Origin of the sequence: Borreliella afzelii (assembly GCF_014202295.1) — a bacterium.
Taxonomy (GTDB): domain Bacteria; phylum Spirochaetota; class Spirochaetia; order Borreliales; family Borreliaceae; genus Borreliella; species Borreliella afzelii.
In genome coordinates this window covers 1-23,390 of the sequence record NZ_JACHGM010000003.1, presented here as the reverse complement: position 1 = coordinate 23,390, position 23,390 = coordinate 1, and the positions used below count along the sequence as shown (strand labels likewise).

Annotated in this window: 28 protein-coding genes; 7 read left to right on the top strand and 21 right to left on the bottom strand. The window is 26.7% G+C overall.

The annotated features are described in order from the left end of the window. Positions 1-136: 136 nt before the first annotated feature. Positions 137-1,723: a peptide ABC transporter substrate-binding protein gene (locus HNP63_RS04405; RefSeq protein WP_012615045.1), complete on the top strand. Its 1,587-nt coding sequence runs from the start codon at positions 137-139 to the stop codon at positions 1,721-1,723. Positions 1,724-1,812: 89 nt separating this feature from the next. Here the strand turns inward: HNP63_RS04405 and HNP63_RS04400 are convergent, their stop codons facing one another. The 4 genes from HNP63_RS04400 to HNP63_RS04385 form a co-directional block, all read right to left on the bottom strand. Then, a complete protein-coding gene (locus HNP63_RS04400) occupies positions 1,813-2,352 on the bottom strand; it encodes a hypothetical protein (RefSeq protein ID WP_012615048.1) in 540 nt (179 codons plus the stop codon). Between the two features lie 489 nt (positions 2,353-2,841). Beyond that, a complete protein-coding gene (locus tag HNP63_RS04395) occupies positions 2,842-3,267 on the bottom strand; it encodes a hypothetical protein (protein WP_183227314.1) in 426 nt (141 codons plus the stop codon). Positions 3,268-3,565: 298 nt separating this feature from the next. Then, complete coding sequence (locus HNP63_RS04390; RefSeq protein ID WP_048830754.1) at positions 3,566-4,918, bottom strand: PBSX family phage terminase large subunit; 1,353 nt, start codon at positions 4,916-4,918, stop codon at positions 3,566-3,568. Between the two features lie 3 nt (positions 4,919-4,921). After that, a complete protein-coding gene (locus HNP63_RS04385) occupies positions 4,922-5,515 on the bottom strand; it encodes a hypothetical protein (RefSeq protein WP_183227312.1) in 594 nt (197 codons plus the stop codon). Positions 5,516-5,636: 121 nt separating this feature from the next. Here HNP63_RS04385 and HNP63_RS04380 point away from each other — a divergent pair, with 121 nt between their 5' ends. The 3 genes from HNP63_RS04380 to dbpA all read left to right on the top strand — a co-directional run bounded on the left by HNP63_RS04380 (position 5,637) and on the right by dbpA (position 7,556). Then, on the top strand, positions 5,637-5,954 hold the full coding sequence (locus tag HNP63_RS04380) for a hypothetical protein (RefSeq protein ID WP_011703787.1): 318 nt from the start codon (positions 5,637-5,639) through the stop codon (positions 5,952-5,954). Between the two features lie 425 nt (positions 5,955-6,379). Next, entirely contained in the window at positions 6,380-6,931 is a 552-nt protein-coding gene (gene dbpB, locus HNP63_RS04375; protein ID WP_183227310.1) for a decorin-binding protein DbpB, read from the top strand. Positions 6,932-7,046: 115 nt separating this feature from the next. Continuing rightward, on the top strand, positions 7,047-7,556 hold the full coding sequence (gene dbpA / locus HNP63_RS04370) for a decorin-binding protein DbpA (protein ID WP_183227308.1): 510 nt from the start codon (positions 7,047-7,049) through the stop codon (positions 7,554-7,556). 115 nt (positions 7,557-7,671) lie between these two features. On the opposite strand, the gene HNP63_RS04365 is transcribed toward dbpA, so the two are convergent. The 14 genes from HNP63_RS04365 to HNP63_RS04300 all read right to left on the bottom strand — a co-directional run bounded on the left by HNP63_RS04365 (position 7,672) and on the right by HNP63_RS04300 (position 18,358). Then, positions 7,672-8,103, bottom strand: coding sequence for a DUF261 domain-containing protein (locus HNP63_RS04365; RefSeq protein WP_012615061.1), 432 nt, complete (start codon positions 8,101-8,103; stop codon positions 7,672-7,674). A gap of 709 nt (positions 8,104-8,812) precedes the next feature. Beyond that, entirely contained in the window at positions 8,813-9,358 is a 546-nt protein-coding gene (locus HNP63_RS04360; RefSeq protein WP_011703782.1) for a chromosome replication/partitioning protein, read from the bottom strand. A 29-nt stretch (positions 9,359-9,387) separates the two neighbouring features. Continuing rightward, positions 9,388-10,140, bottom strand: a complete 753-nt coding sequence (locus tag HNP63_RS04355; protein WP_011703781.1) for a ParA family protein — start codon at positions 10,138-10,140, stop codon at positions 9,388-9,390. Continuing rightward, on the bottom strand, positions 10,116-10,700 hold the full coding sequence (locus HNP63_RS04350) for a DUF226 domain-containing protein (protein ID WP_011703780.1): 585 nt from the start codon (positions 10,698-10,700) through the stop codon (positions 10,116-10,118). Before HNP63_RS04350 ends, HNP63_RS04355 begins: the two co-directional genes overlap by 25 nt. Before the next feature lie 47 nt (positions 10,701-10,747). Then, positions 10,748-11,947: a plasmid maintenance protein gene (locus HNP63_RS04345; protein ID WP_011703779.1), complete on the bottom strand. Its 1,200-nt coding sequence runs from the start codon at positions 11,945-11,947 to the stop codon at positions 10,748-10,750. Positions 11,948-12,521: 574 nt separating this feature from the next. Further along, positions 12,522-13,421 carry an outer surface lipoprotein OspB gene (ospB, locus tag HNP63_RS04340; protein ID WP_183227305.1) on the bottom strand — a complete coding sequence of 300 codons (900 nt, stop codon included), beginning with the start codon at positions 13,419-13,421 and terminating at the stop codon, positions 12,522-12,524. A 13-nt stretch (positions 13,422-13,434) separates the two neighbouring features. Beyond that, entirely contained in the window at positions 13,435-14,256 is an 822-nt protein-coding gene (gene ospA / locus HNP63_RS04335) for an outer surface lipoprotein OspA (protein WP_011703777.1), read from the bottom strand. 204 nt (positions 14,257-14,460) lie between these two features. Next, positions 14,461-14,826 (bottom strand): BBA14 family lipoprotein, encoded by a 366-nt coding sequence (locus tag HNP63_RS04330; protein ID WP_011703776.1) that lies wholly within the window; start codon positions 14,824-14,826, stop codon positions 14,461-14,463. Continuing rightward, positions 14,816-15,235: a BlyB family putative holin accessory protein gene (locus tag HNP63_RS04325; RefSeq protein WP_011703775.1), complete on the bottom strand. Its 420-nt coding sequence runs from the start codon at positions 15,233-15,235 to the stop codon at positions 14,816-14,818. Before HNP63_RS04325 ends, HNP63_RS04330 begins: the two co-directional genes overlap by 11 nt. Further along, on the bottom strand, positions 15,232-15,411 hold the full coding sequence (locus HNP63_RS04320; protein ID WP_011703774.1) for a BlyA family holin: 180 nt from the start codon (positions 15,409-15,411) through the stop codon (positions 15,232-15,234). The genes HNP63_RS04325 and HNP63_RS04320 overlap by 4 nt, the downstream gene beginning before the upstream one ends. Positions 15,412-15,434: 23 nt before the next feature. Next, entirely contained in the window at positions 15,435-16,469 is a 1,035-nt protein-coding gene (locus tag HNP63_RS04315) for a DUF685 domain-containing protein (protein ID WP_183227304.1), read from the bottom strand. A gap of 55 nt (positions 16,470-16,524) precedes the next feature. Further along, the gene (locus HNP63_RS04310) at positions 16,525-17,151 is read right to left on the bottom strand and encodes a DUF735 family protein (RefSeq protein WP_011703772.1); all 627 of its coding nucleotides are present in this window, start codon (positions 17,149-17,151) and stop codon (positions 16,525-16,527) included. Between the two features lie 2 nt (positions 17,152-17,153). Further along, positions 17,154-18,026 (bottom strand): DUF276 domain-containing protein, encoded by an 873-nt coding sequence (locus tag HNP63_RS04305; RefSeq protein WP_011703771.1) that lies wholly within the window; start codon positions 18,024-18,026, stop codon positions 17,154-17,156. After that, entirely contained in the window at positions 18,023-18,358 is a 336-nt protein-coding gene (locus HNP63_RS04300) for a contractile injection system sheath initiator (protein WP_011703770.1), read from the bottom strand. Before HNP63_RS04300 ends, HNP63_RS04305 begins: the two co-directional genes overlap by 4 nt. A 171-nt stretch (positions 18,359-18,529) precedes the next feature. Here HNP63_RS04300 and HNP63_RS04295 point away from each other — a divergent pair, with 171 nt between their 5' ends. From HNP63_RS04295 to HNP63_RS04285, 3 genes are all read left to right on the top strand, one after another. Beyond that, positions 18,530-19,000: a BBA07 family lipoprotein gene (locus HNP63_RS04295; protein WP_073999281.1), complete on the top strand. Its 471-nt coding sequence runs from the start codon at positions 18,530-18,532 to the stop codon at positions 18,998-19,000. 411 nt (positions 19,001-19,411) lie between these two features. Further along, a complete protein-coding gene (locus tag HNP63_RS04290) occupies positions 19,412-20,659 on the top strand; it encodes a hypothetical protein (protein ID WP_011703767.1) in 1,248 nt (415 codons plus the stop codon). Between the two features lie 100 nt (positions 20,660-20,759). Continuing rightward, positions 20,760-21,602, top strand: coding sequence for a S2/P23 family protein (locus HNP63_RS04285; protein ID WP_073999280.1), 843 nt, complete (start codon positions 20,760-20,762; stop codon positions 21,600-21,602). A gap of 77 nt (positions 21,603-21,679) precedes the next feature. On the opposite strand, the gene HNP63_RS04280 is transcribed toward HNP63_RS04285, so the two are convergent. From HNP63_RS04280 to HNP63_RS04270, 3 genes are all read right to left on the bottom strand, one after another. Further along, positions 21,680-22,198, bottom strand: coding sequence for a BBA03 family outer surface lipoprotein (locus HNP63_RS04280; RefSeq protein WP_011703765.1), 519 nt, complete (start codon positions 22,196-22,198; stop codon positions 21,680-21,682). A gap of 194 nt (positions 22,199-22,392) precedes the next feature. Next, positions 22,393-22,878 (bottom strand): P13 family porin, encoded by a 486-nt coding sequence (locus HNP63_RS04275; protein WP_011703764.1) that lies wholly within the window; start codon positions 22,876-22,878, stop codon positions 22,393-22,395. Between the two features lie 248 nt (positions 22,879-23,126). Further along, positions 23,127-23,315 carry a hypothetical protein gene (locus HNP63_RS04270; protein ID WP_011703763.1) on the bottom strand — a complete coding sequence of 63 codons (189 nt, stop codon included), beginning with the start codon at positions 23,313-23,315 and terminating at the stop codon, positions 23,127-23,129. Positions 23,316-23,390 lie beyond the last annotated feature (75 nt).

Here is a 23,390-nt window from a genome sequence, read left to right as displayed (position 1 = left end):
TTAATAACCAAAAAAACCAAACAAACCTTTTAAGATATTTAACAAAAATGTAAAATGTATTTTAAAAAAATATATTGCAATATAATTTGCTATAAAATAAATTAATTATTGACAATAAAGAGAGGAGCTTATAATTATGAACAAAAAAAAAATCCCACTTTTAACGCTGTTAATTATATTTGTAAACTCGTGTACAATTTCTAAAACAAAAGATGATTTTATCTTTGGAGTTGGAATTGGAAACGAACCAACAACACTTGATCCGCAGTTTTGTAGTGATAAATTTGGCACTTTAATTATAAATGAACTATTTATTGGACTTTTAAGAGGAGATCCTAAAACAGGTGGATACAGACCAGGACTTGCAAAAAACTGGGAAATTTCTCACGATAACACTTGCTATATATTCCATTTAAGAGACGACATTTATTGGAGTGATGGTGTTAAAATAACAGCAGATACTATTAAAAGCTCATACATAATGGCCTTAGAAACTGAAGAGAGCCTGCCAAATATTAGCCTATTAACATCAAAAATAAAAAATGCAAAAGAATTTTACGAAACAAAATTAAATCCAGATGAAGTTGGAATAAAAGTAATTAATGAGAAAACTTTAGAAATAACTCTTTCTCAACCAACAACATATTTTCTTGATATACTTACAAACCCAATATTTATGCCTGTTCCTATCCATATTATTAAAAAGTTTGGAAATAAATGGACAAGCGCAGAAAACATGGTCACAAGCGGGCCTTTTAAACTAAAAAGAAGAATCTTAAACGAAGAAATATCTCTTGAAAAGAATAAAAAATTTTATGATGCTGCAAACGTTGCTATTAGTGAGCTTACATTTGTTACTATAAACGACGCCCGCAGAATTTACAGCATGTATGAACACAACGAAATAGATGCTATTTTTAACAACATCCCCTTAAGCCTTATTAATGAGCTTATCTTAAGAGAAGACTTTTATTCAACTGACATTAACCAAATTGGGTTTCTTTCATTAAACACAAATGTTAAACCTCTTAACAATCCAAAAGTAAGAGAAGCATTGTCTCTTGCGATTGACAGAGAAACATTGGTTTACAGAGTGCTTGATAATAACTTTAAAGCAACAAGAAAAATGGTTCCTAATATTAATAATTATAATTATGGGAAAAAATTAAAACTATACAACCCACGAAAAGCAGAAAAACTTTTAGCCGAAGCTGGATATCCGGATGGAAAAAAATTTCCAACCCTTACAATAAAATATAATAAAAATGACCTTAGAAAGGAAATTGCTAATTTTATTCAAAGCCAATGGAAAAAAGTTTTAAATATTGATATAGAAACTGAGCCTGAAACATGGAATAATTACGTATCAAACATTTTAAAAGGACAGTATGAGATCTCAATAAGGTCCTGGCAAGGAGATTATTTAGATCCCATGGCATTCTTTAATATGTTTGAAACTGAAAACACTCATTTTTCATCTTACGGATATTCAAATCCTGAGCTTAACGAACTGATAAGTAAATCTAAGTTTGAAGTGGATGAAAAAATCAGATTAGAATTGTTTAAAAAGGCTGAAGAAATAATTATTGAAAATGATTACCCAGTAATTCCAATATACAGCGCTGCGGGAAACTATCTTTTTAGAAATGATAAATGGACGGGGTGGAACACCAACAATTCAGAAAGATTTGCCCTATCAGAAATAAAACCTTTAGAAGATTAAATGATTTTTAAAAAATAGAGTCAAAAAAATGGCTCTATTTTTTTAAAGGTTTTTTAAAAATGAGCCTTTAAAAATTAATAAATTAAAACTTATTTTTGCATTAGTGCTAAAGAGCTCTCTTTCAAAGAAGTTAGATCTTTTAAAACCTCATTAAAGTCAACATTGTTACTAAGAATGTAATTGCATATTTCTTTTAATTTTTCATCTATATCTGAATATTTTTGATTTAAAAGTCGTAATTCTGGCTGTGGATCAAAAACAGTATAATTACCTCCACTTGACATGTTAAGTTTGCTTATACTATTACTACTTTTTTCCATTAAACCGTGCTGTACTTTTAAAATCTCTAATATTTTATTTAAAAGATTAATTTTTTGTTCATTAGATTCGTTAAAGAAATTACTAACCTTAATCTCATTATAATTAGAAATTCTAGAGCTTATTTTATCATTAAGACTTTTAAATTTTCTTTGAACTTTTAAAATAGCACTTTCTCTTTCAGGTAAAGAAAGTTTATTAAAATTTAAATCATATTTATTAAGGCTACTTTTATTCATACTAGAAAAATCATTTAAATAACAAGAATTTACTATTATTACCAATATATACACATAAATATATCTCTTCATGTATATTCTCCTAATTAAAATTCAATTTATTTCAAAACCATAAAATATTCTAAATATTTAACACATCTATCTTTTACATAAATTCACCAATCAACTTAAATATATTGCTTAATATTAAAATTACTTTTAAATTTTTAATAAGTTTAATTCTTTATATTTAATTTAATTCCTTCTATTTCTACGATATCGCTCTCTTGCTCTTAATTTAAGTTTTTCTCTGTTCCTCTGATAATATTCTCTGTTATAATTAGAGGTTTTCTCCTTATTATGGGATGCTAATGAATCTTTATTGTGCGCATTAAAAGAACTACAACCAAAAAGCCATATTAAAAAAAAAAGTAAAAAGGCCATTCTCATATTTCTCTCCCCTTGAAATACAATTTGAATAGATAAAAAATGCCTAATTGGTCTTTTTAAATTATCAAAACTATTAAATAATACATTTTTATAATCAACTTGTTTAAATTTTCTTAAATTAAATATATTCTGCTAAGAAGTGGGCTTAGGATCAACAAACTCATTAAAGTCGTCTACCAATTTATTAAAATCTTCTTCTGTGTAATTAAGCTGTTTTAGTTTGGATTCAAAATTACTTTTTAAAGCATCTAAATTAGCTCTTCTATTTGCTGATTCTTTAGGTTCTGATTCTTTAGAGTTTATATAGTCAAATCCAGCCGAAAACAATTGTAAAAAAACATCTTTTTGAGAATCCTCTAATCGATCAAAATATTTGTCAACTCTAGCTATTTTTTCAGAGTCGCCATTATAGTGGTTTTTGATGGTCTCTAAAATACTTATTCTTTGTTTATCTGTAAAGCTTGATCTTTCTTTGCTTTCAAGTGTCAAAAAACCATTACAGCTAAACAAAAAAACTAAAGCTGATGATAAATATATAAAAAAAAATCTGTTTTTCATAACAACTCCTTAAAATAAGAATTTATAGAAATTCAATTATAATTCATGTAAATAAAATTTACCAAACAATTAAATTAAAAATTAATTTTTCAAAGATTTTAAAATATTTAATTTTGGCCTTGTTTTTTTTAAAAAAATTGCAATTTTTTTAAAAAAATATTTAATTATTTTAAATTTATTTAATCTTACCTTAGCTTGGGGCAAAGCCAATTTTAATCAAAGAGAGTACGAAAAATAAAAAATTTTAAAATGGTTGTTAATTACAAACTTAAATTAATAACTAAAAATTTAGATCAAATTATAAATATTTAAACTTTCCAAAATGTAATAATTTTTCTTTATAATTTAATGTTAAAAGAAGATAAGAATTTGCAAGAGAATCGAGTGCATCATCTTTTGTTTTGCCGTCGCCTTTGTAGCTGTAAATATCAGCTATTACATTTTTGCTTACTATTTTTAAAAATTCTATTTTGCGGCTTTCAAACAAAGGAATTAAAGCACATATTCTTTTAAACTTATTGCTCAAGGGTTTTATTGGCGCAACTCTAAAATAACAAAAACTCTTATTTCTTAGAAAAAGAATTGTTTTGGTCAAAATTCCATCCCCTTTGGTACTATCTCTCTCCTCAATATAAACCGTATTTACATTGAAATTTTCTATTAAAACTTGAATAGAGCTAAGCATTAAGCTATCACTTATTGGTTTTTGGCTTTGATAAATATATGCATAAAACTTATCAAAAGTGCGTTCTAAAACACAAACAGCTGTATTGTCCCCACCTACTGAGAATGCAGGATCAATGTACATTATTGGACTTTTAAATTCATAATCTTGGTTAAAAATCATTTCATTAAACAATGAAGATTCATTTAACACCCACTCTCCATAAAGTACTCGGGCCTTATAAGCAGGAAAATGTTTGTAAAGCTTCTCCTGGGTTTCAATAAAATCTGCTGAATTTAAAGGGTTGTCATACGTTGTAAAATTATATGTTTTAAAAACATCTGTATTTTCAATATAGTCTGTTTTAAAATAATGTGCTGGGCTTTCGGGATTTGTATCAAAAATAATAATTGATTTGCCCTTTCTAAGCCTTTTCATTACCTCAAGCAAAGTTTCTTTGTGGATTACTGTTGCTTCATTTACATAAATTATTGCACTATTGCCCCCTCGAATCTTAGAAAAAGCATCTCTGTTTTTACCCCCATAAATATTAAGCTCAAGCCCTGCTATTTTACAAAAAGATTGCCCGCTTTTCTTTTTCTGATAATCAATTCCTAATAGCCCGCAAATCTTTTCTATTTGCTTTATAGTATTTGTCATTAACAAACCAATAGAATTGCCTATAATAAAATTATTAGTATCTTGCTCATAAAAAGATTTGTTTTCAATAAGCTTTTTAATAAGCAAATATGAGGCTAAAAATGTCTTACCACTTGCAATCCCGCCACTAAATATTACTTTTGAATAAGTATGACTTTCTATGTCAAAAAGCACTTCTTTCTGCTTAGTGGTTAAATATTGGTTTTCAAAATCTTTAAAACCAATATTGATTGGTCTTGGCTTAATATAATCCAAAATATTGATATTAAATTTATTTTTAAACTTTTTCTGAAGATTGAGAAAGATTAAAGATCTTGAAAATTTCAAATTTTACTCCAATTTTAAATTCTTACTACTTAAAATAGATTTAAGTTTAACAAGGGTATCATAATCTTCTCTCATGCAAATGTTAATAAGCTCCTTTTCAAGCTCTTCTCTCTTTTTAATCTTGGAAGTAAGCTCTATTTCAAGCCCTTCATCACCTTTAAAGCCTCTTTTTTTATTGCTTTCAATCTCACTTTGAAGCTTACTAATTTTTAAGTCTAAAATTAATGCCTCTTTTTTTATTGATTTTAAACTGAGATTTTTATATCTGTGATGGGAATCAATAAAAGAACAAACTATCTCATAAAATAATCTTTCAGTCTCATTTTTAGCATTTTCTAACTCAAAGGACTTTTTTATAGCAAATAGCGCCAAATTGTCAAAATCGTCCTGATTAAAGGATGCTTTAGAAGCATTCTCTATTGTTGAATCACTAGAAAAAAAGTTCTTTTTACAAACAGAATCATTGGATTTAAAATATTTGTTTCGTGCTTTTGTTACAAAAGATTCGCCAACACCCAGAATTTGAGCAATATCTAAATCTTTTAAACCTTTTTTAAATAAAAAAATATATTCTTCTTTTCTATTTTTAAATATCATTATTTTATTTTAATTAAGTTTTTTTAAAAACTCAAGAAAAATTAAATGTTTTTATTGTGAATATTTAATTTAAAGATCTATATTTTTAAATAGAACAAAATAAATGGTAAAGGAGAAAGAAATGTTTAAAATAAAATATATTTTATTGCCAGCGCTAATATTATCCTGTAATATGGACAGTAGGGGATTTTCTCAAGAACAAGAAACAAGAATTAAAGAAATCGTTGTTAGAGAACAAAATGAGGCATTAAAAAGCTTAATAGAAGCTGCTGGTAACAACACATCTAATGAAAGTTTGCTAGACATAATAATTAGAGGAAAAAATAAAATAGTCTCTGGAGCACATAAAACAGGGCGATTCTTTAAAGGCTTGAAAGATGCTGTTATGCCCTCTAAACCCGCTGCACCTGCCTCTGCTTCCACCTCTACTACCCCTTAATAAAAAATAGTAATCAAAATAGTCAAAAGAGTCAAAAGAGAAGCCAGTAAATTGCGGGAGCATGGCTTCTCTTTTTTTTTAAAAAGATCTAATTTTTTTTAGATCTTTGATCGCATTTACAAAATAACCAATTTATAATATTTTGACAAACTGGCATTGAATCTTAAAATTAAAAACTGCATTTTAAGCTAGCTTATAACTCCAAATAATATTATTGCTATATTTAGATAAAACAAATTTACGCCCCCTGGCAAAATAAAATTTAAAATAATAGACTTTAAAATAAAATTTTAACATCCAGTACAAATCCAAAAATTATTTTGCCTTTATTGAAAAATTCATTTTATTTTATTTCTAATAAAGTGGGCTAAAATTTAGATTTAAAATTATTTATTTTTAATATGGAGGTAACAACTATAGAAAAAATGAAAAAGTTCAATTTAATAATTGAGGCGCTGTTTGCTATTCTATTAACAGCTTGTAATTTTGGATTAATGGAAGAAACAAAAATAGCGCTTGAATCATCCTCTAAGGATGTGAAAAATAAAATTTTACAAATAAAAAAAGACGCTGAGGACAAGGGTGTAAATTTTGCAGCTTTTACAAGCAGTGAAACCGGTTCTAAAGTGACAAATGGGGGATTAGCTTTAAGAGAAGCAAAAATACAAGCAATTAATGAAGTGGAAAAGTTTCTCAAGAGAATAGAAGAAGAGGCTTTAAAACTTAAAGAACATGGAAATAGTGGTCAATTCTTGGAGCTGTTTGACTTACTGCTTGAAGTTTTAGAATCATTAGAACCGATTGGAATAAAAGGCTTAAAAGACTTTATTTCAGAGGAAGCTAAATGTAACCCTATAAGCACATCTGAAAGATTAATTGAGGTTAAGGTGCAAATAGAAAATAAGATGGAAGAGGTTAAGAAAAAACAAAATCTTAATAAGGAGAGAAAAAGTAATAAAGGCAAAAAAAAGAAATAAATCTTAACACATTGTAATTAGAATTAGCTAAAAATAACGTTTTAGCTCGTCCTAATGTTTACAATTTAATGCATTAAATGCTTTTATTAAAATTTAAATTCAAAAAGGGGATTTTATGATTAAATATAATAAAATTATACTTACACTAACTTTACTTGCTAGCCTGTTAGCAGCATGTAGTTTAACAGGAAAAGCTAGATTGGAATCATCAGTTAAAGACATTACAAATGAAATAGATAAAGCTATAAAAGCAGCTAAAGACGCTGGTGTAAATACAGACGCGTTCACAGAAACACAAACAGGTGGCAAGGTGGCGGGCTCTCAAATAAGAGACGCAAAAAAGCTCGTCGCTGACTTAACAATCGAATTTCTAAAAGCAACAGAAGAGGAAACTATTACATTTAAAGAAAATGGAGCGGGGGAAGATGAATTCTCAGGAATATATGATTTAATATACAGAACCGCAGAAGCAGTAGAAAAAATTGGGATGAAAGTGAAACAAGCGGTCGAAGATACCGCTAAAGAAAATCCTAAAACTACAGCTAATGGGATAATTGCGATTGTAAAAGTAATGAAAGCAAAAGTGGAAAACATTAAAGAAAAACAAACTAAAAATCAAAAATAATGCTACTACATAAACACTGTTTTCATACCTAATTGAAACACTAAGCCAAGCAATCTAAAGGTTTTAAGTTGCTTGGCCTTATTAAGCTAATGCAATTTGGCTAACATTCCTCTTTTCAAACAAAATAATTAAATATTCTTTTTGATATTATTTCAAATTTCTTTCCTTTAGACCTTAAATCAAGACTGTCGTAAAGTACCTTATTATTATCCATTGCAATAAAATGAACAAAAACCTGATCTTTTAGCTTAATCTCTGTTATTTCGAACTCTTTGCCTGCTACAGGCAAATAAAGCGGACTTTCATATCTGACCTGAGAAAATATTTTATAACAACTAAGAATTTTACATGGATTTAAAATATAGCAATCATTTCTAATATAGCCTAATTTTAAAAACCGTTCGTAGTTTAAATTAACGTCTTTTTCCGTAAAATCAAAACCTGTTAAAATAAATATCCAATAGTGCAGAGATAAAAAATAACACCCGGACTTCTGAATGTCTTTTAAAAGCTCTTTATTGTTTTGTAATATTTTTTCAATAAACATTTTTTAATTCTCCTGAAACTTTAAATTGTAAAAATGTTTATTATTTAAAATTAAACTTGTCTTAAAACAAATTGTGATTGCACGCACAATTTGTTTTTCACATATTTTAAAATAAACAATTTTTAAATATTATTTTTAAATAATCAAACATGTCTGCTCCATTTTTATTTATAAGGAACACACATTTGAGATCTCTTATAAAGACATACTCTTAAACTTGCGCAAACATCGACAATCCAATATTTTATTTTTTATATTTTAATGGTCTTACAGCAAGAAGAAATCTCAATTTAGAATCCAAAAGCTTAATAAGAAAATATTTAGTTTAAGAATAATCTTTAATATTGCTAAAACCAAGCCATTCAAACCCATTGTTTTTAATGGCAAAAATTTTAATTAAAAACTTGTAGTATCCTTTCCTTTTAATCTTATTAAGCCTTTTCATCTTAACCCCTAATATAAGTTTTTTACTAATATTATAGTATAAAAAAAATTATGTTTTGTAAATACTTTTCTAAATTTTTCTAAAATTAATGTTTAAAAATAAAAACACTAAATCAAAAATTAAAGGGTTTACTGGAATTTCTTTTTAAAGAATCCCCAATAAACCCTTTAAGGTAACAGGTCCTTATATTAAGAGCGACACATTGCGTGTCAGTCTGTACCTATAAAGTATACACTAACTTTTTAAGTTTTGCAAATAAATATTTCATTTTCGTTTATTCCTTGAACTTTCAAATTCGTTAATTATTTTTAATAAAAAATCTTTTTCTTCGAAAAAAATTTTTTCTAAAAGAAAGCTCGTAAGCTTAGCATTTTTTTTATAAAAAGAATAAGATTCTTCCTTTTTGAGCTGAAATCTTAGTGGTTTTATTGGATTTTGGGTAGATTTTTTTAAACTCGGACTTTCTTTTGTTTTAAGTAAACAAATTGTCTCATTAATCCCGTTTTTAACTACATACTTTTCTTCAATCAAACCTTCTTCTATTGCTGTTGCAATTTTTAGATACTTATATGTTTGAGTTCTAGCAAGCCTATAGTCTTTTGCAAAATCATCAAAATTAGAATAGTTGTCTAGCCTATAATATTCTTTATCTTTAATTTCTTTTAAAACCTTCATTGCTTCTAGTTTACAATAAATTTCTTTTTGAAAATTAATATTTAATTTTTCTTTAAGCTTATTATAATGAATAAGCGCTTGTTCTTCTTCTCTAACACTCTCAGATAAATTCCTTTTATTTATCTTTATATCCACCTGTGCTCCTCCTTTACAATCGAGTACACTTAGTGTACGTAACCTGATTTATTTAAAAACGCGTCAAGCGTGTTTTGGTACTCTATTATGTAATCCTTCGTCAAATCAAATCTGTCGTTTTTTGCTATTCTTTTATTTAAATCTTCTCTCTCAGATATTGTCCCTAAGAAATTATTATTTTTCTCTAAAACCTTTAAAAGTTCTTTATGTGTGTTGTTTTTTTTAAATTTGGTATTGATTAAATACATTGGCAAAGTTAATAATAGCTTGTTCATAAAAAAAGTAAACAAGTCTAAACTTTCAACAGCCCATTTCTCTGCCGTTATTGGTATTATTATATAATTGCTGCATACAAGAGCATTCGTTAAAGTAAAATCCAAGCTGGGATTTGTATCAAGTATTATGTAATCATAATGATTACTAAGTAGCTTTAGTTGTTCTTTTAATTTAAATTCTTTGTACGGAATAGATTCTGAATTGAATTTATGCAATGTTAAATAACTTGGAATTAAATCCAAATTTTTGTTAATTGTTATTATTGCATTATCTATATGCAAATTTGATATTAACACTTCGTATATGTTTTTGTTTATTAAATCTACATTGTTATCTTTGATTTTATTAAAAAAATAGCTTGTTGTTGAAGCTTGAGTATCAATATCTATTAAAAGAACTTTACATTTGATTGAAAGCAATGTGGCAAAAATTAAACTTGTTGTACTTTTGCCAACACCACCTTTTATGCTTGCAACTGTTATTACTTTTGTCTCTTTTTTATCCATTCAGGAATAATTCCCCCTTTTGATAATTTTTTGTTATAAAAAGCGTAAAGTTCGGTTTCTAACTCTAAAATAATATTTAAAAGCGTATTATAATAGGGGCTGTCGACCCTATCCTTTTTAAGTAAAATATGAAGACCGTTTAAATAACAAAAAACAGAACCTTTTTTAAACTTAAATTCAATATATTCACATTTTCTTAATGTATAAGTTTCTTTTTTGTTGAAATTCTTTACAATAAACGCTTTGTCAAGCTTTCTTATTCCGTAATAAATTCCCATAAATTCATCGTCTTCTCTTAAGGAAAATAAATGAAACATACTTATGTCTTCTATGTTAAAGATTCCCCTTAAAGAGATGAAAAATTTGGTGGGTTCATTCTTGCTTATTCCAAATGTATAAAAATCATTAAAAATTTTAGTATGATATATTTTTCTACCTTTAACCTCCTCAATTTTAGAAAAAACATTTGCCTTTTTTTCTTTTTTGAATTTCGGTTTATCATTAGTATTTAATTTTAATTCTTTTTGCTTTTGCTTTAATCGTTCAAGTAAAGCCGTCATTTTTTTCCTTTTTCCTTAATATCAGAGCTAAACTTTGCATTTTCTTTTCAGCTCACTATTTTAATCAAATTATTATAGTAAGAATTGTCAAATACCTTGCTATATTTAAGGTCAGGCTCATTCTCAATGAATTTTTTTAAAGTAGGGATTAGTTTATCATTGTCTACTTTATGCCTTAACTGTTCTAATAATATACTAAAAATGTTGTTTTTTATACTTTTAAGCTGTATCATTTTGTCTTGAATTTTACAAATTTCTTTTTTTGCCCTTTGAACCAATTTATCTAAATCTGGATATTTTTTGTATTCTATTATGAAATGTGGCTTTATTTTGTAAATTTCATATGTTTTGTTAAAAAACTTTTCAAGATCTTCTTTTTTATATTGCTCATTTTCTAATTCTTTTATTTTTTCTTTAAGTATTTTTTTTAAAATTTCTGTTTTGTTTTTATATTTTTTATTTGTTTCTTTTATTTTATTTATTAACTTTTTGTATCCATTGTTTTTGAAAAATTTACATAAGTATCCAGGATTGTTTATATTTTCTTTTATTGCGTTTGATAGGTATTTTTCGATTTTTTTAGGGTCTATTTCTTTAAGATCATTTTCAATGTGCTTTAAGTTTCTTAAATGATAGATTTTAATCTTGTGTGTCGTTTCTAAATTCATTATCAGAGATGGAATTTCTGTTTTGAAATTGCATTTGCTTAAATATTTATTTAATATTTTCTCAGGTGTTGTTTTTTTAGAATTTTTGTATATATTTCTATATTCTTTATATTTATATATATTATTATTAGTATTATTAATACACTCCCATTTAACACTGCTATTTATTTGATTAAATTTTTTTATTCTTTGCAGAAATTCATTAATTTTATTATTTGTTTTTTCCTTGAAGTATGTGTTAATTATTGAATAGCATTTTTCTTTTTCATATTTAAGTTTATAATAAGTTTCACTTCCAGAATTTTTTCCCAAATGTTTACAGTAGTTTAGTGTAATTTTAAATTTTTTCTCTAGTGTGTATAAATAGTTTTGTAGTGTTTTTAGTTTTATGGGGTTTTGTTTATTTCTTTCAAGGTTTTTATTTAGAAAATAAAGGATGTTTTTTTGTGTGTATTTTTTTAAGTTTAAGTTTATAAAGTTGAGAGTAGAGATTAATACAATCAAGTTGTGTTGGAAGTTCTTTGTAGTTTTTTTTACCCTTTTTGTAGTGTTTGGTGATTTTTGTTTTGATGTTTTCAATTTTATACTCCTAATATAAGTAATTTCTTTAATTCTAAATTAATTAATAGTACAGTTTCTTAAAAAAGTAAAGTATTTTTATATAAAAAATATAAAAAAAAGTATATTTAATACATATTTGTTAAATATACTTTACAAAAGTAAGTTTTTGTAATAAAATATAATAGAATATTAACTTATATTAAGAGTAAATTATTTTTACGCGTTAATTTTTATTTAAAATAGTAAGCTTATTAGCGATGGGTTTAATTTGATTAAGATGATTAAGAATTTAGATTAAATTGTTTTATTTATATCCTTCATTCAAGAGTTAGGCTTGAGTGGGGGAATTAGCCCCATTAGTTTGCTTAATTTTAGTCATGCATTTTAGTTTTATTAAAGCTTTTTAGTTTGATTTTAAGGCTTAAATGGGCCGACCTGTGTATTGGTTTTATATTTTCTTTTTTACAAGAGGAAAAGTCTCCTAAGAGACTTTTCCCAGAAGTAACAAATTGAAAAATATAAATTCAATTTTTAAGTTGTAATAAACAACACCTACAAAGGTATTAGCCGATGTAGGATGTTTACTTTTATGTTATTTTAAAGCAGCTTTAAGTGCTGCAAGATCTTTAATTTCACTTGGGTTGCCCTCAAGTTTAGTACCTGCTGTGTCATATGCTTGTACTGTAATGGTACCATCTGTTAAGAACACAAGATCTTTAGTTTTTTTACTGTCAGCACTAATTGTTAATGTGTTAGTAGTTTCGTTCCATATTGCTGTTTTTTTAGTACTACCAGATGTAGTAGCATTTAAGTAGAGTTTTACTTTTCCATCTTGTTCTATTTCTCTTGTTAATGTAATAGTACCTTCTGTTAATTTTACGGTTGTTTTTCCACCAACAAGACTTCCTTCTAGTTTAATACCATTTTTTAGAGTTTCTACTGCTTTTGTAGCATTGCTAGAATCTGTCATTTCTGAATATTCAAGTGTAGTTTCGTTTTCTCTTGTTATTTTTTTTGAGTCTAATTTATTAGCTTTGTAAGATTCTTTTATTACTGACCCTTGTTTTTTAACAACTTCACTTCCAGTTTTTTTATTGCTTGCATCATATGTTTCTACAGTTATTGTATTTAGATCGTCAGCAATTGTCATTGCTACTTTAGTCTTGTCAGCTTTTGTACCTTCAAGCTTGCCAGATCCATTATTCTTGTCAGAAACCCCTTTAAGCTCAACCGTATCAACTGTTGCTCTTAACTCATATTTACCAGCAGAATTTTTTTCTTTGCTTACGAAAATTTTATTGCCATTAAATAAAGATACAGAGTTTTCTTCTGCTAAAAAAGTAAGATCTTTTTTAGAGTCTTTTGGTGTATTGTCTGAGTTTATAATTTCTTGATCATTATGGTCTTGTGAAGTACTTTTTGGCTCAGTACCTTTTTGAGAACACGCTATTAAAGCTAATACCAAAGCAAATACTAGTAAATATTGTTTCATAAATTCTCCTTATTTATTTCAAAGCGTTTTTAAGTTCATCAAGTGTTTTAATTTCGACTGCTGTGCCTTCTAAATTGGTACCTGCGGAGTCGTATTTTTGTACAGTTATTGTGTCTTGTTTAGTAAACACAAGTTGTGTAGTTTTTTTGCTGTTAACACTAATTGTTAAAGTAGAAGTTTTTGAATCCCATGCGCCAGTTTTTTTAGTAGCCTGAGTAGTGTTAGTGTCATTAAGAGCAACTGTTACTTCTCCAGATTTTGCAATTTCCTTACTTAAAGTAACGGTTCCTTCTTTTACTTCCAATGTTACTTTATCATTAGCTACTTTTCCTTCAAGAGTAAAGTTTTTTAAAACTTCTTTAGCTTTTCCGGTTCCATCGCTTTTCATTTCTGTATATTCAAGTTTGGTTCCATTTTCTCTTGTCATGGTTTTTGCAGACAATTCACCTTTTTCATTGAACATTTCATCTGTTGATGTTTTGTCTTTAGAACTTACTTTTCTTGACACTAATGTTTTGCCATCTTCTTTGAAAAGTTCGAATGTGGTTTTACTTAGATCGTCAGCAATTGTTAATTTTGCTTTACTTTTGTCATCTTTTGTACCTTCAAGCACTCCAGAACCATTGTCTTTATCAGAAGTTCCTTTTAGCTCAATCTTGTCTACTGTTGCCTTTAGACTGTACTTACCGTCTTTGTCTTTTTCTTTACTTACAAGAACTTTCATCTCACCAGGCAAATCTACTGAAGCGCTGTTTTTTTCATCAAGGCTGCTAACATTTTGCTTGCATGCTATTAAGGCTAATATTAGACCTATTCCCAATAAATATTTTTTCATAATATATTCTCCTTTTTATATTATATTAATATAACTTAATACAAGTATAATTATAGTATAAGATCAATAAATAACAAATAGAAAATTAAAAAAAAATAAAATGATAATAATTTTAAATTAGGTATAAATCTAATATGGATTTTTATTGAAAAAAGTCCCATTTCTGGGACTTTTGGAAAAAAGAAAAATTAAATGACTTTAACTTTAAGGTATATTTTTTGAGTATTTTTTGTAAATCTGCATTGCGATTGGTTTTATTTTGTCAATGTGATTTTTCAAATTAGCAATATTTGCTTTGATTGATTTTAGAGTTTGATCTTTTTCTAATTTACTAGCGTCAAAAAGTTTAAACTCAGGATAATTTTTGCTATTTACTTTTTGTTTTGTTTTTACAAGAAATGTTTGTAAGTACATAATATAGCTTGAAAGATGTGCTTCATATAAGCTTAAAGCCTTTAATGTTGTCTCTTTTGGAGATGATGGCTCTTCTGGAAGGCTTGCTATTGTAGAACATGAAAAGATTACAAGCGTGTTTAATAAAAACAAAAAGGGGAAATTTTTAATTTTCAATTTTATCTCCTTTTAAGTCTTGGGCTTTGTTATTAGTGTTGGTTTTTAAGTCTTCTAAGGACCCTTGTATTTGTTCTTGGAGTGCTTTAGTTTTGATTTTCATTAGTTCATTTCTTTCTTCTCTTAAATGCTCAATAATGCCTACATCTCGCTCATCATTGATGCTTAATATAAGTTGAGTAATTTTATTATTAACATTTTCAATGTCATTTAATATTTTTATTGATTCTTCTTTTTCAAGGGTGTTGATTGTGTCTTTGTAAATGCTCATTATTAGGCTGTAGAGATTGAGTCCTAAATATATTCCCTTTTCTACTTTAATTTCTGTTGGAGAATCGCCACTTTTTAGAAAATCATATAAATTATTTAAAGCTTCAACGCCAGAGTTGATATTTATTTTACTATTCATTTGGTTTCCTTTTTATTTGTATTTTTTAAGAGCTTTTTAATAAGAAAGTTTAAGCTTTCTTTAAACTGCGGCTTTATTGCTAAAATCATTGGCATTATTGCCAGTACAATAAATCCTCCCAATATAATGAGTTTTGTATTGTCAATTGTTGACAAAAAAATAAGTATTGTATCCATAAATATCTCCTTTTAATTTATTTTTATACTTTGTTTAGTATTGGCATTTCTTGGCCTTTGTTTAGGCTGCCTGACCCAACGTAGTACCAACCATTGTAAATTGGTGTTTTGAGTGTAGGCATGTTTTGCGAAGAAAATGAGGCTATTAGTATTTTAGTAGAGCTTTTTTCGAATTGAAGATAAAATTGTTTGTTGTGATCTTCTGTAGAGCTTGAATACCTGATTTCTGCGTCAATTTGTAAATAAATGTAACTTCCTTTGTACGATTCGTTTATTATAATTGATGTGCTGCTTTTGTTTTTAAGTACAATGGTTGTGGCTTTGTTCTTATATTGGAATTCTAATATTGCAGAGTCGTCAACTATTGTGTGTAGTCCCCCAAAGCCATATGGTTTTCCTTGCCACCAAATAGGAGTGTCTACAATTTGTGGGATTCCGTTTTGATAACAGCTTACAATTTGTTCATTTTTTGTATCAAAAGTTTTTTTAGGTATTGATTTGAAAGAGTTTAGGAATTTATCTGTAAAATCGTTTATTTGTAAATAATTGATTAAATCACTTTTGAGTTGATTTAATTCAGATTTTTCTGCAAGAACTTCTTTTAAACTTTCAACAAAAATTTCAAATTGAATAAGTTCAAGATCTTTTGTGGTTGTGTTGTAAATTGAGATTTTATTTGAAGTTAATTTTGTATTTGTATGTTTTAAGCTTGAAATAAACATAGATTGAACTTTTCTAAAAACAATATCAAAATCTATGTTTTCAAGTGGGGCACTTAGTCCTAAAAGTGTAGAAAATACTTTAATGTAAATGTTTTTTATATATTCTGTGTTTTCTAAAAGTTCCTTGCTAATTACGTCTTTTATTGCTTTTTTAAAGCAGCGAAATTCATTGTTGTAAAATGTATCGTTTTGTATTTGTTCTAGGAGATGTTTATACGTGATTGCACAAGTATCTTCTACTACGTCATCAATAGGAATAAGATCGCTTTGATTAACTTTTGTTTTTCTGTTTAAATCTTTTATTTGTACACTCTCTTGTGGTTCGTTGGTATTCATAAATTTTCCTTTTAAATTTCTTTTAGTTTTAAATTATTATTTATACTTTGGTGGATCAAAAAAAATGATCTACTTTGTAAAATTGTTTTGTTCTTGTACTTTTTATTTCTATTTGTTCTTTGTCTATGATTTTTACTATTCTTCCTATAGGAATTAATATTTTAATAAACTCATATACTGAATTTTTGTAATCTTTGGGCATATGGTGAGAAATTAGAGCTTTTTTAAATCCAGCGTGTTTTATAGTTATTTTTTTTAGTTTATTTTGATTTTTTGCTGCAATATTAAATTCAATCGGGGATTTAATGTTTCCAAGCAATTTGATTATTATTTCTCCTGGAGCGTCTTGGTTTGAGCTGACTTCAATATTTGCGTGTAAAAAGGCTTTAAAGAGCACAATAAAGCTCTCATCAGTACCAATAGATTTGATTGCAAAAATAATGGCGTTTAAAGAATTGACAAGATTTTTATCTAACTCTTTTTTAAAGTGGAATGCGTTAAATATTGAAAGCATTAGTAATGTAATATATTTAGAGTTAATACTGTTTTTAACATTGATTGTTTTGAAGTTTTCAAGCAGTTCTTTTAGTTCTTTTAATATCTCTTTTTTGTAATTAAGCTCATTGTAGATAAACTTTTCAATTTGAGTATTTTCTAAAAATTTTGGTATCTCTTTGTTCATTTTTATTCTCTGTTAATAAGCAGTCTTTTGTTTGTATCAAAAATGATAATTTCATTCTCTTTAATGTTTTCGTCTTTATTGAATGTAAAATCACTCTCACTAAGTTCTGTGATTTTTTTTGTATCATCACTTTTAATGCAAGTTCCAATTCTTAGCTCTTTTATTCCCCTGATAATGCTAACTGGCGCAAGAAAGTCTTGGTATCTAAGAGATGTTCCCATTTCGGTGTATTTTTCGGTTAATATTTTATTGTAAATGTCTCTAATTTGAGTATCTATTTCTTTGTAGATTGCGTCTTTTGCTTCTGTTTTGTAGATTGCTTTAAGATATGCATATTTTTTCTCACCCAAGCTGAATTTGTATGTTTTTTTTTGATTGTGTTTGTTTAAAAATTCAATCTCAATATCACCTTTAAAAACAGTTCCGCTTGGTGCTGTATAGTATATTGCTTGCCAAATGTTTTGCTTAGTCTCAATTTTAATTTGTTTTTTTTCTTTATCCTGAAAACAATCGTCTTGTAGTATTAAGTAGAGGGCAATTGTTCCAGGTCCACTTACAATATTTATGTGTTTAACTTTCTCAACGCCTAGCAGAGCCTTTCTTATTGCCTCATAAGTTGAGCTTTTTGGTGTGCTTAAGTCTTCTTTGAGTGCATTAAAATAGCTTCCATTTTCTTTTATTTTGGAAAAAAGTTCTCTCAAGACCTCTGATATTTGTTTGTCAATGCTTGAGCTTGGAAAGTTTATTATGTCGTAAATTGAATTGTCTTTAATGTTTATGCCGTATTTTGTTCTTAGGATATGTTTTTTTTCATTTTGAATTTCTTCTATTGTTTTTTCTAATATTCCTAAGTTTTTATCAAAAATTATACTCATATTTTAAAATCCATTTTTAAAGTGTCTTTTCCTAGAAAGAAAAATTTTATTGTTATTGTTTTGTTTTTAATACTTGGCTTTACATTAATAAGATCTATTTTAAGTTCTTTTGAAAGGTTTAAAAAAAAATTTTTAATAGATTCTAGCTTATTAGCTTTGCAAAGCTTAAAGTAAAAGCTGTAGTCAAACCCATAATTTGGATTTTCTTTTAAGCTGCCTTTTGGTGTCTTAAGGTAGAAGAATAAACGCTGTTTTTGTTCTTCAATGTTTTCTATTAATTTAAAGTCATTATTAAATACTATATTAAATTTTTCGTCAATTTTAATATCCATTTTTAACTACCAAAGTCATTTTAACATATTTTATTCAATATTACTATAAAGTTTTACAAAATGTTTATTATTTTAAATGTTGAGATATATTATAATTTATATTTTTTTTTAAAAAATGTTTATTTAATTTTTTAATTTAAATATTTGTGTAATCACGGTGTGGGAGACTGTATGAAAAATATTTTATTATTTATTATTTTATTATTCTTTTCTTGTAAAGAATTTAATTATTCTGATATTAGGAGAAGATCTTCAAAGGTTTTAAATTCTTCTAGCGCATTAAATGGAGAGGTTGAAATGTCTTTTGTAAACTCTTTGAATGATGACCAAAAAGAAGCTTTGTTTTTTCTTGAGCAAGTGGTTCTTGATAGTAATCCTGATAAGTTTAATCAAATTTTTAATTTGAATGAAGACAAAGTAAAAGAAATGCTTGCTACTGTTGTTAAGTGTTTGCAAGCTAAAAGAAATGCCAAAATAAAGCTTGAGCGTTCAAATGATGCAAATGTTGCTAATGCTAAACAGCAGTTGTTACAGGTTGAAAAAACCTACATAAATAATTTGCGACAATCTTTTATAACTACTAAGAGCATTGAAGAAGCTTGTAATCTTGTGAAAAATTATGATGCATCTGCTTCGTTTTAACTTTTTTATGCTGATTAATTGTTTGATTAACTCTCCCTTGGAGAGTTAATTTTTCCCCATATGTTTATTTTTGCTTATTACGTTGTAAATATATCTGAATTTAAAAATTCAAATTTAGATGATTTGGCTGGTATTAATGTTTTTTATTTATTTTTGAAATTTTACAACGTATTAAAATAATGGGTATTATTAATACCAATTTGTTTTAAAAGGTATTATTAGAATAATTTAAGCTTAATGCTTTGTTTGCACGATTTTAATTCGTTTTTTTGTTTTAAAAAAACAATTTTTAAAACAATTGCAAGTATAATTTCTTGTATTATAAGAAATAAAATGTTGTATACATTTAGTGTATGTAAAGTGAGCTATATTTTTATTTAAACCTATAATTAAATAGAGGAAATTTAATTTATGAATAAAATAGGAATTTCATTTATTATTAGTTTTCTATTGTTTATTAATTGCAGTAGCAAATCTTTAGAAGAAGATTCAAAAATTACCACTTCTAGCAATAAACAAAACTTAATCATTAATGAAAAAAAATCTTTGGATTCTAAAAACAATAAGCCTAAAGATCCCAATTTAAGTAATTTTAAAAGCAAAAAAAATAGCCAAGTAAACTCAAGAGAATTTAAAGATTCTAAAAGGGATTTACAAACTTTAAGAAATTCTAAAAATTCAATGTCGCAAAACTTAGATCAGGCTAGCAATAATTTAGATAATTATAAGTCTTTGCAAAAAACTTCTTCAAAGCACAGTATTGGTAAATCAAGATACAGTAAAGCTTTGCTGAAAAATTCTCATGATGATAGTTTGATTCCCCATTTAAACTTGGAAGAGGATAAAAATTTTGAGTTTTTCAAGAAATCTTTGCAAAATGATGAGAATAGATATGCTCTTGGTGGATGGCTTTTAAACAATGATGAGGTGTTAGTAAAGTATAAGTACAGCGAAAAAGATGTTAATCAGTTCTTGATTGATATAGGCAAAAAGCGTTGGGGAGATTTGTCTTCTAAAATAAGTATTTTAGTGGGATTGATTGAAAACTATTCCGATAAAAGTGATAGAGAAGATGAAATTTCTCTCTTAGATATGAATTTGTGTCAACAATTTTACTTAACCAAAATTAATGCTAGTGGTTCAAACACAGACATTCTTGTTGCTCTTGAAAAAACAGTTGATCAACAAATTAGTAGCGTTAGCAAAGAGCTTCTTGAATTAAAAAATTTTTCTCTTACTACAAAGTCAGAGCTTGATTGGTATTTAAATTGGAAGCGGAATTTAACAGACGAAGAAGACGAGACGTTACAATTTTGTAGGGTTTTATTAGACGGAGAATTAGATTCTGAGAATCTTGATGATTTATTTAAAAGACTTGGAAAAGAATATTCTAGGTTGATATTGAGAAAGCTAGAAGAAATAACGCTAAATTATAATGTTAATAGATTTTTAAAAGAAATGGAGAAATCAACCAAATCTTTCAAACAGGCATTAGGGTCTGTTGAGAATAAAAACAAAAGAATAGTAATTCTTAAAGTTAGAAATACCCTTTTAGAAATTTTTAAACTTTATTATAAAAATATTGGCAAAAATAAAAAACTTTATGATTATATAAATCGCATTTTAAACGGTTTGATAAAAGAAATTAGTAGACGTTAAATTTTTTATTTTGCTTTTTTTGTTAATTGCTCTACATTTGCTTCTAATAATATAATTTAAGAATTTTAAATATTATAAAAAAGTTTTAAGGGGGAGCGTTTTGAAAATAGTCATTATATTCGTCGTGATTTTAATTCTTGGTTGTTCTTTAGATAATAATTCAAAAATGGAGAATGAGGGTGGCGGTTTTAAAGAAAATGGATCAGATAGACTAGGTCAAGAAAAAAGGGCTTTAGGTTCATCGAATTTTAGGTCATTGTTAGATGATTCTGGGATGGGATCCAATTTCCAAAATTATGAGCCTTTAAAAGCGCTTGAGAATAAAAATAAATTTATTAATTACAACCAAATAGAGTTTTTAGAAGGAACAAAATCAGTCAATTTGTATCTTTGGTCGACTTATATTCGCTGGGTGAAAATTAAAGCCAGAGATTTGTGTGATGAGCGTGGAAATTGTATTAAAGAGCTTAATGGCATTAAGTATTCTTATCTTGTTTCTCCTATTGATGGAAGCTACATTTCTTATGCTATGCCTTTAATAATTTTTGAAACTACTAGTGAAAGTGATCCTTTTTATTCTGTTTCTGGATTTAAATTAATAAACAAAGGAAGCGATATAAATTTTAATGACAATAAGGGGGGATTTTTAGGGGGAATCCCAATGTCTGAAAAATCAGTTGAATCTGGGCTTGTAACTGCGTATCCTTTTGGTTCTAGTGATTCTAAAAGAGTGGTTGAGGCTTTTACTGCCCTTTATAATAATGGAATTTGGAACGATATGATTGCCGAGATTACCATTAAGTCTAAGAACCCTCCACAAAATGAAAAAGTTTACAGAATTTCACTTGATTCTAAGCTTTTTAATGTTACTATGAAAAAAATAATTGAAAAATATCCTAATATAAAAAATACAAGCTTAACATTTAATTCGTTGATTAACTAGAAAGTTGTTTTAAGAGCTAGCAGTTTTAACTGCTAGCTTTTTTTAAAGTAATTTCAAATTTTAGGCTTAGTTTAGCATTATACAGCGTCTTTAAGATTATTTAATACAGTTTTTGAATCTGCTTTATTAAAAATTCCATCGAATCCACTAGCAAGTATGGTTTTATAAGTATTTAACTCTTCAGAATTTTCTTCTTTTTTGTCTTTATTTTCTTTAATTTTTGCAAGCATTTCTTTTATTTCATCTTCTTTCAGATCTGATAGAAATTGATGTATAGCCTCTTCTATTTTGCTCTCATCCCCACCGGTATTTTTAAAATTTGAACCAGCATTTGGATCTAATAGTTTTTCTTTTAATAAGTTTGTCAAAAATGTTAGTGTTTCTTTTTCAGTAGAATTTAAATTTAATTTGCTTATTAACTTTTCTAAAGGTGTTGTTTTGCTAAATTCAATTCTATCTTCATCAACTAAATCTGATTTAGATTGTAGTGTTTGAGAGTCTTCCTCCGCACCATTATTTAGCTTTGTATCATTATCTTTGTTTGTACAATTAAACAGAAATGCCAATATGGCAAATATAATAATCGTTTTTTTCAAAATAGTCTCCTTTAAAAGTAGTTTTAATTATTAATATTATTTAATAATATAATTATTAATTATATCATTTTAGTATGATGTTTAGAATATATTAATTAGTATTTGTTATTATTAATTGTTAAAAATGTAAATGCGCCCTTCTTAGGCAAATTAATTTTAATATTAGATTATAAAAATTATTGTTTTACATTTATTTAATAACTTTTTTTAAACGACAGTTGGAATCCATTTGTTCCAATATCAAAATTAGGCTCAAAACCTACAAGCTCAGCGCTTAGTCTTTTTTTAAGATTTTCATTATGCCTATTTGCAAATGTAAATGGAATAATAAGTGAAGTTATGTAAGATATTGCAAACATACTTGCTCCCACTCCTATTAGTATGGATCCAGTTAATTGTGTTTCACGAATGTTAAGAATAATTCCAGTTCCTCCAAGTATTACTCCTAATAAATTAAATCCAAGAACTGATCCACCACCAATATAATCTTCTTGGACAAAGGACCCTATTCCAAAAGGCAAAAATAAATTCAAAAGGAATGGTACGATTGGACCTTTTTTCTCTTTCTCGTATTTATTAAAACTTTCAATGCCTTTTTCAATTCTATCTTGTTTATTTTGTGTGGCAAAGATTTGAATTGTTAAACTAAAAATCAATATTAATGTTAAAATTTTTTTCATATTTTTATTATCTCCTAATAATAAGTCTTGACAAGTAAAATATTAGCGCAATTTATAATAAATTAATATCAGCTTGTTTTAAGCAAAAAAAGTTATAAGTGTAAAACTTAATTTTTAAAGTTGTAAATAATCACTTAATAAGTCTTTTGTTTTAAATCTTAACTTTTAGCATTTAAAATCTTTAAGATCTTAAATGTGAATCAAATTCTTTAAAGTTATTTGCGATTTATATGCATTTGAGTCGTAAATTATTTTACCAATTTTAATATTGCTGAACAAGAAAATGCTTGTTCTGTTTTTACTTTTAAAAAAGTATTAATCTGTTTTTTACATTTAAGTTTTTCTTTCACATTATCTATTTTAGTGTTTATACTACCTATTTTTATATTAAGGTTACTTTTTATAAGTAACCTGTTGATTTGGTATATAATTTTCATTTTTGTTTGTGACCGCCAATTATTAAAACTAAAATTATCAAAATGTAATTTAATTTACATTAATTAATTTTTAAT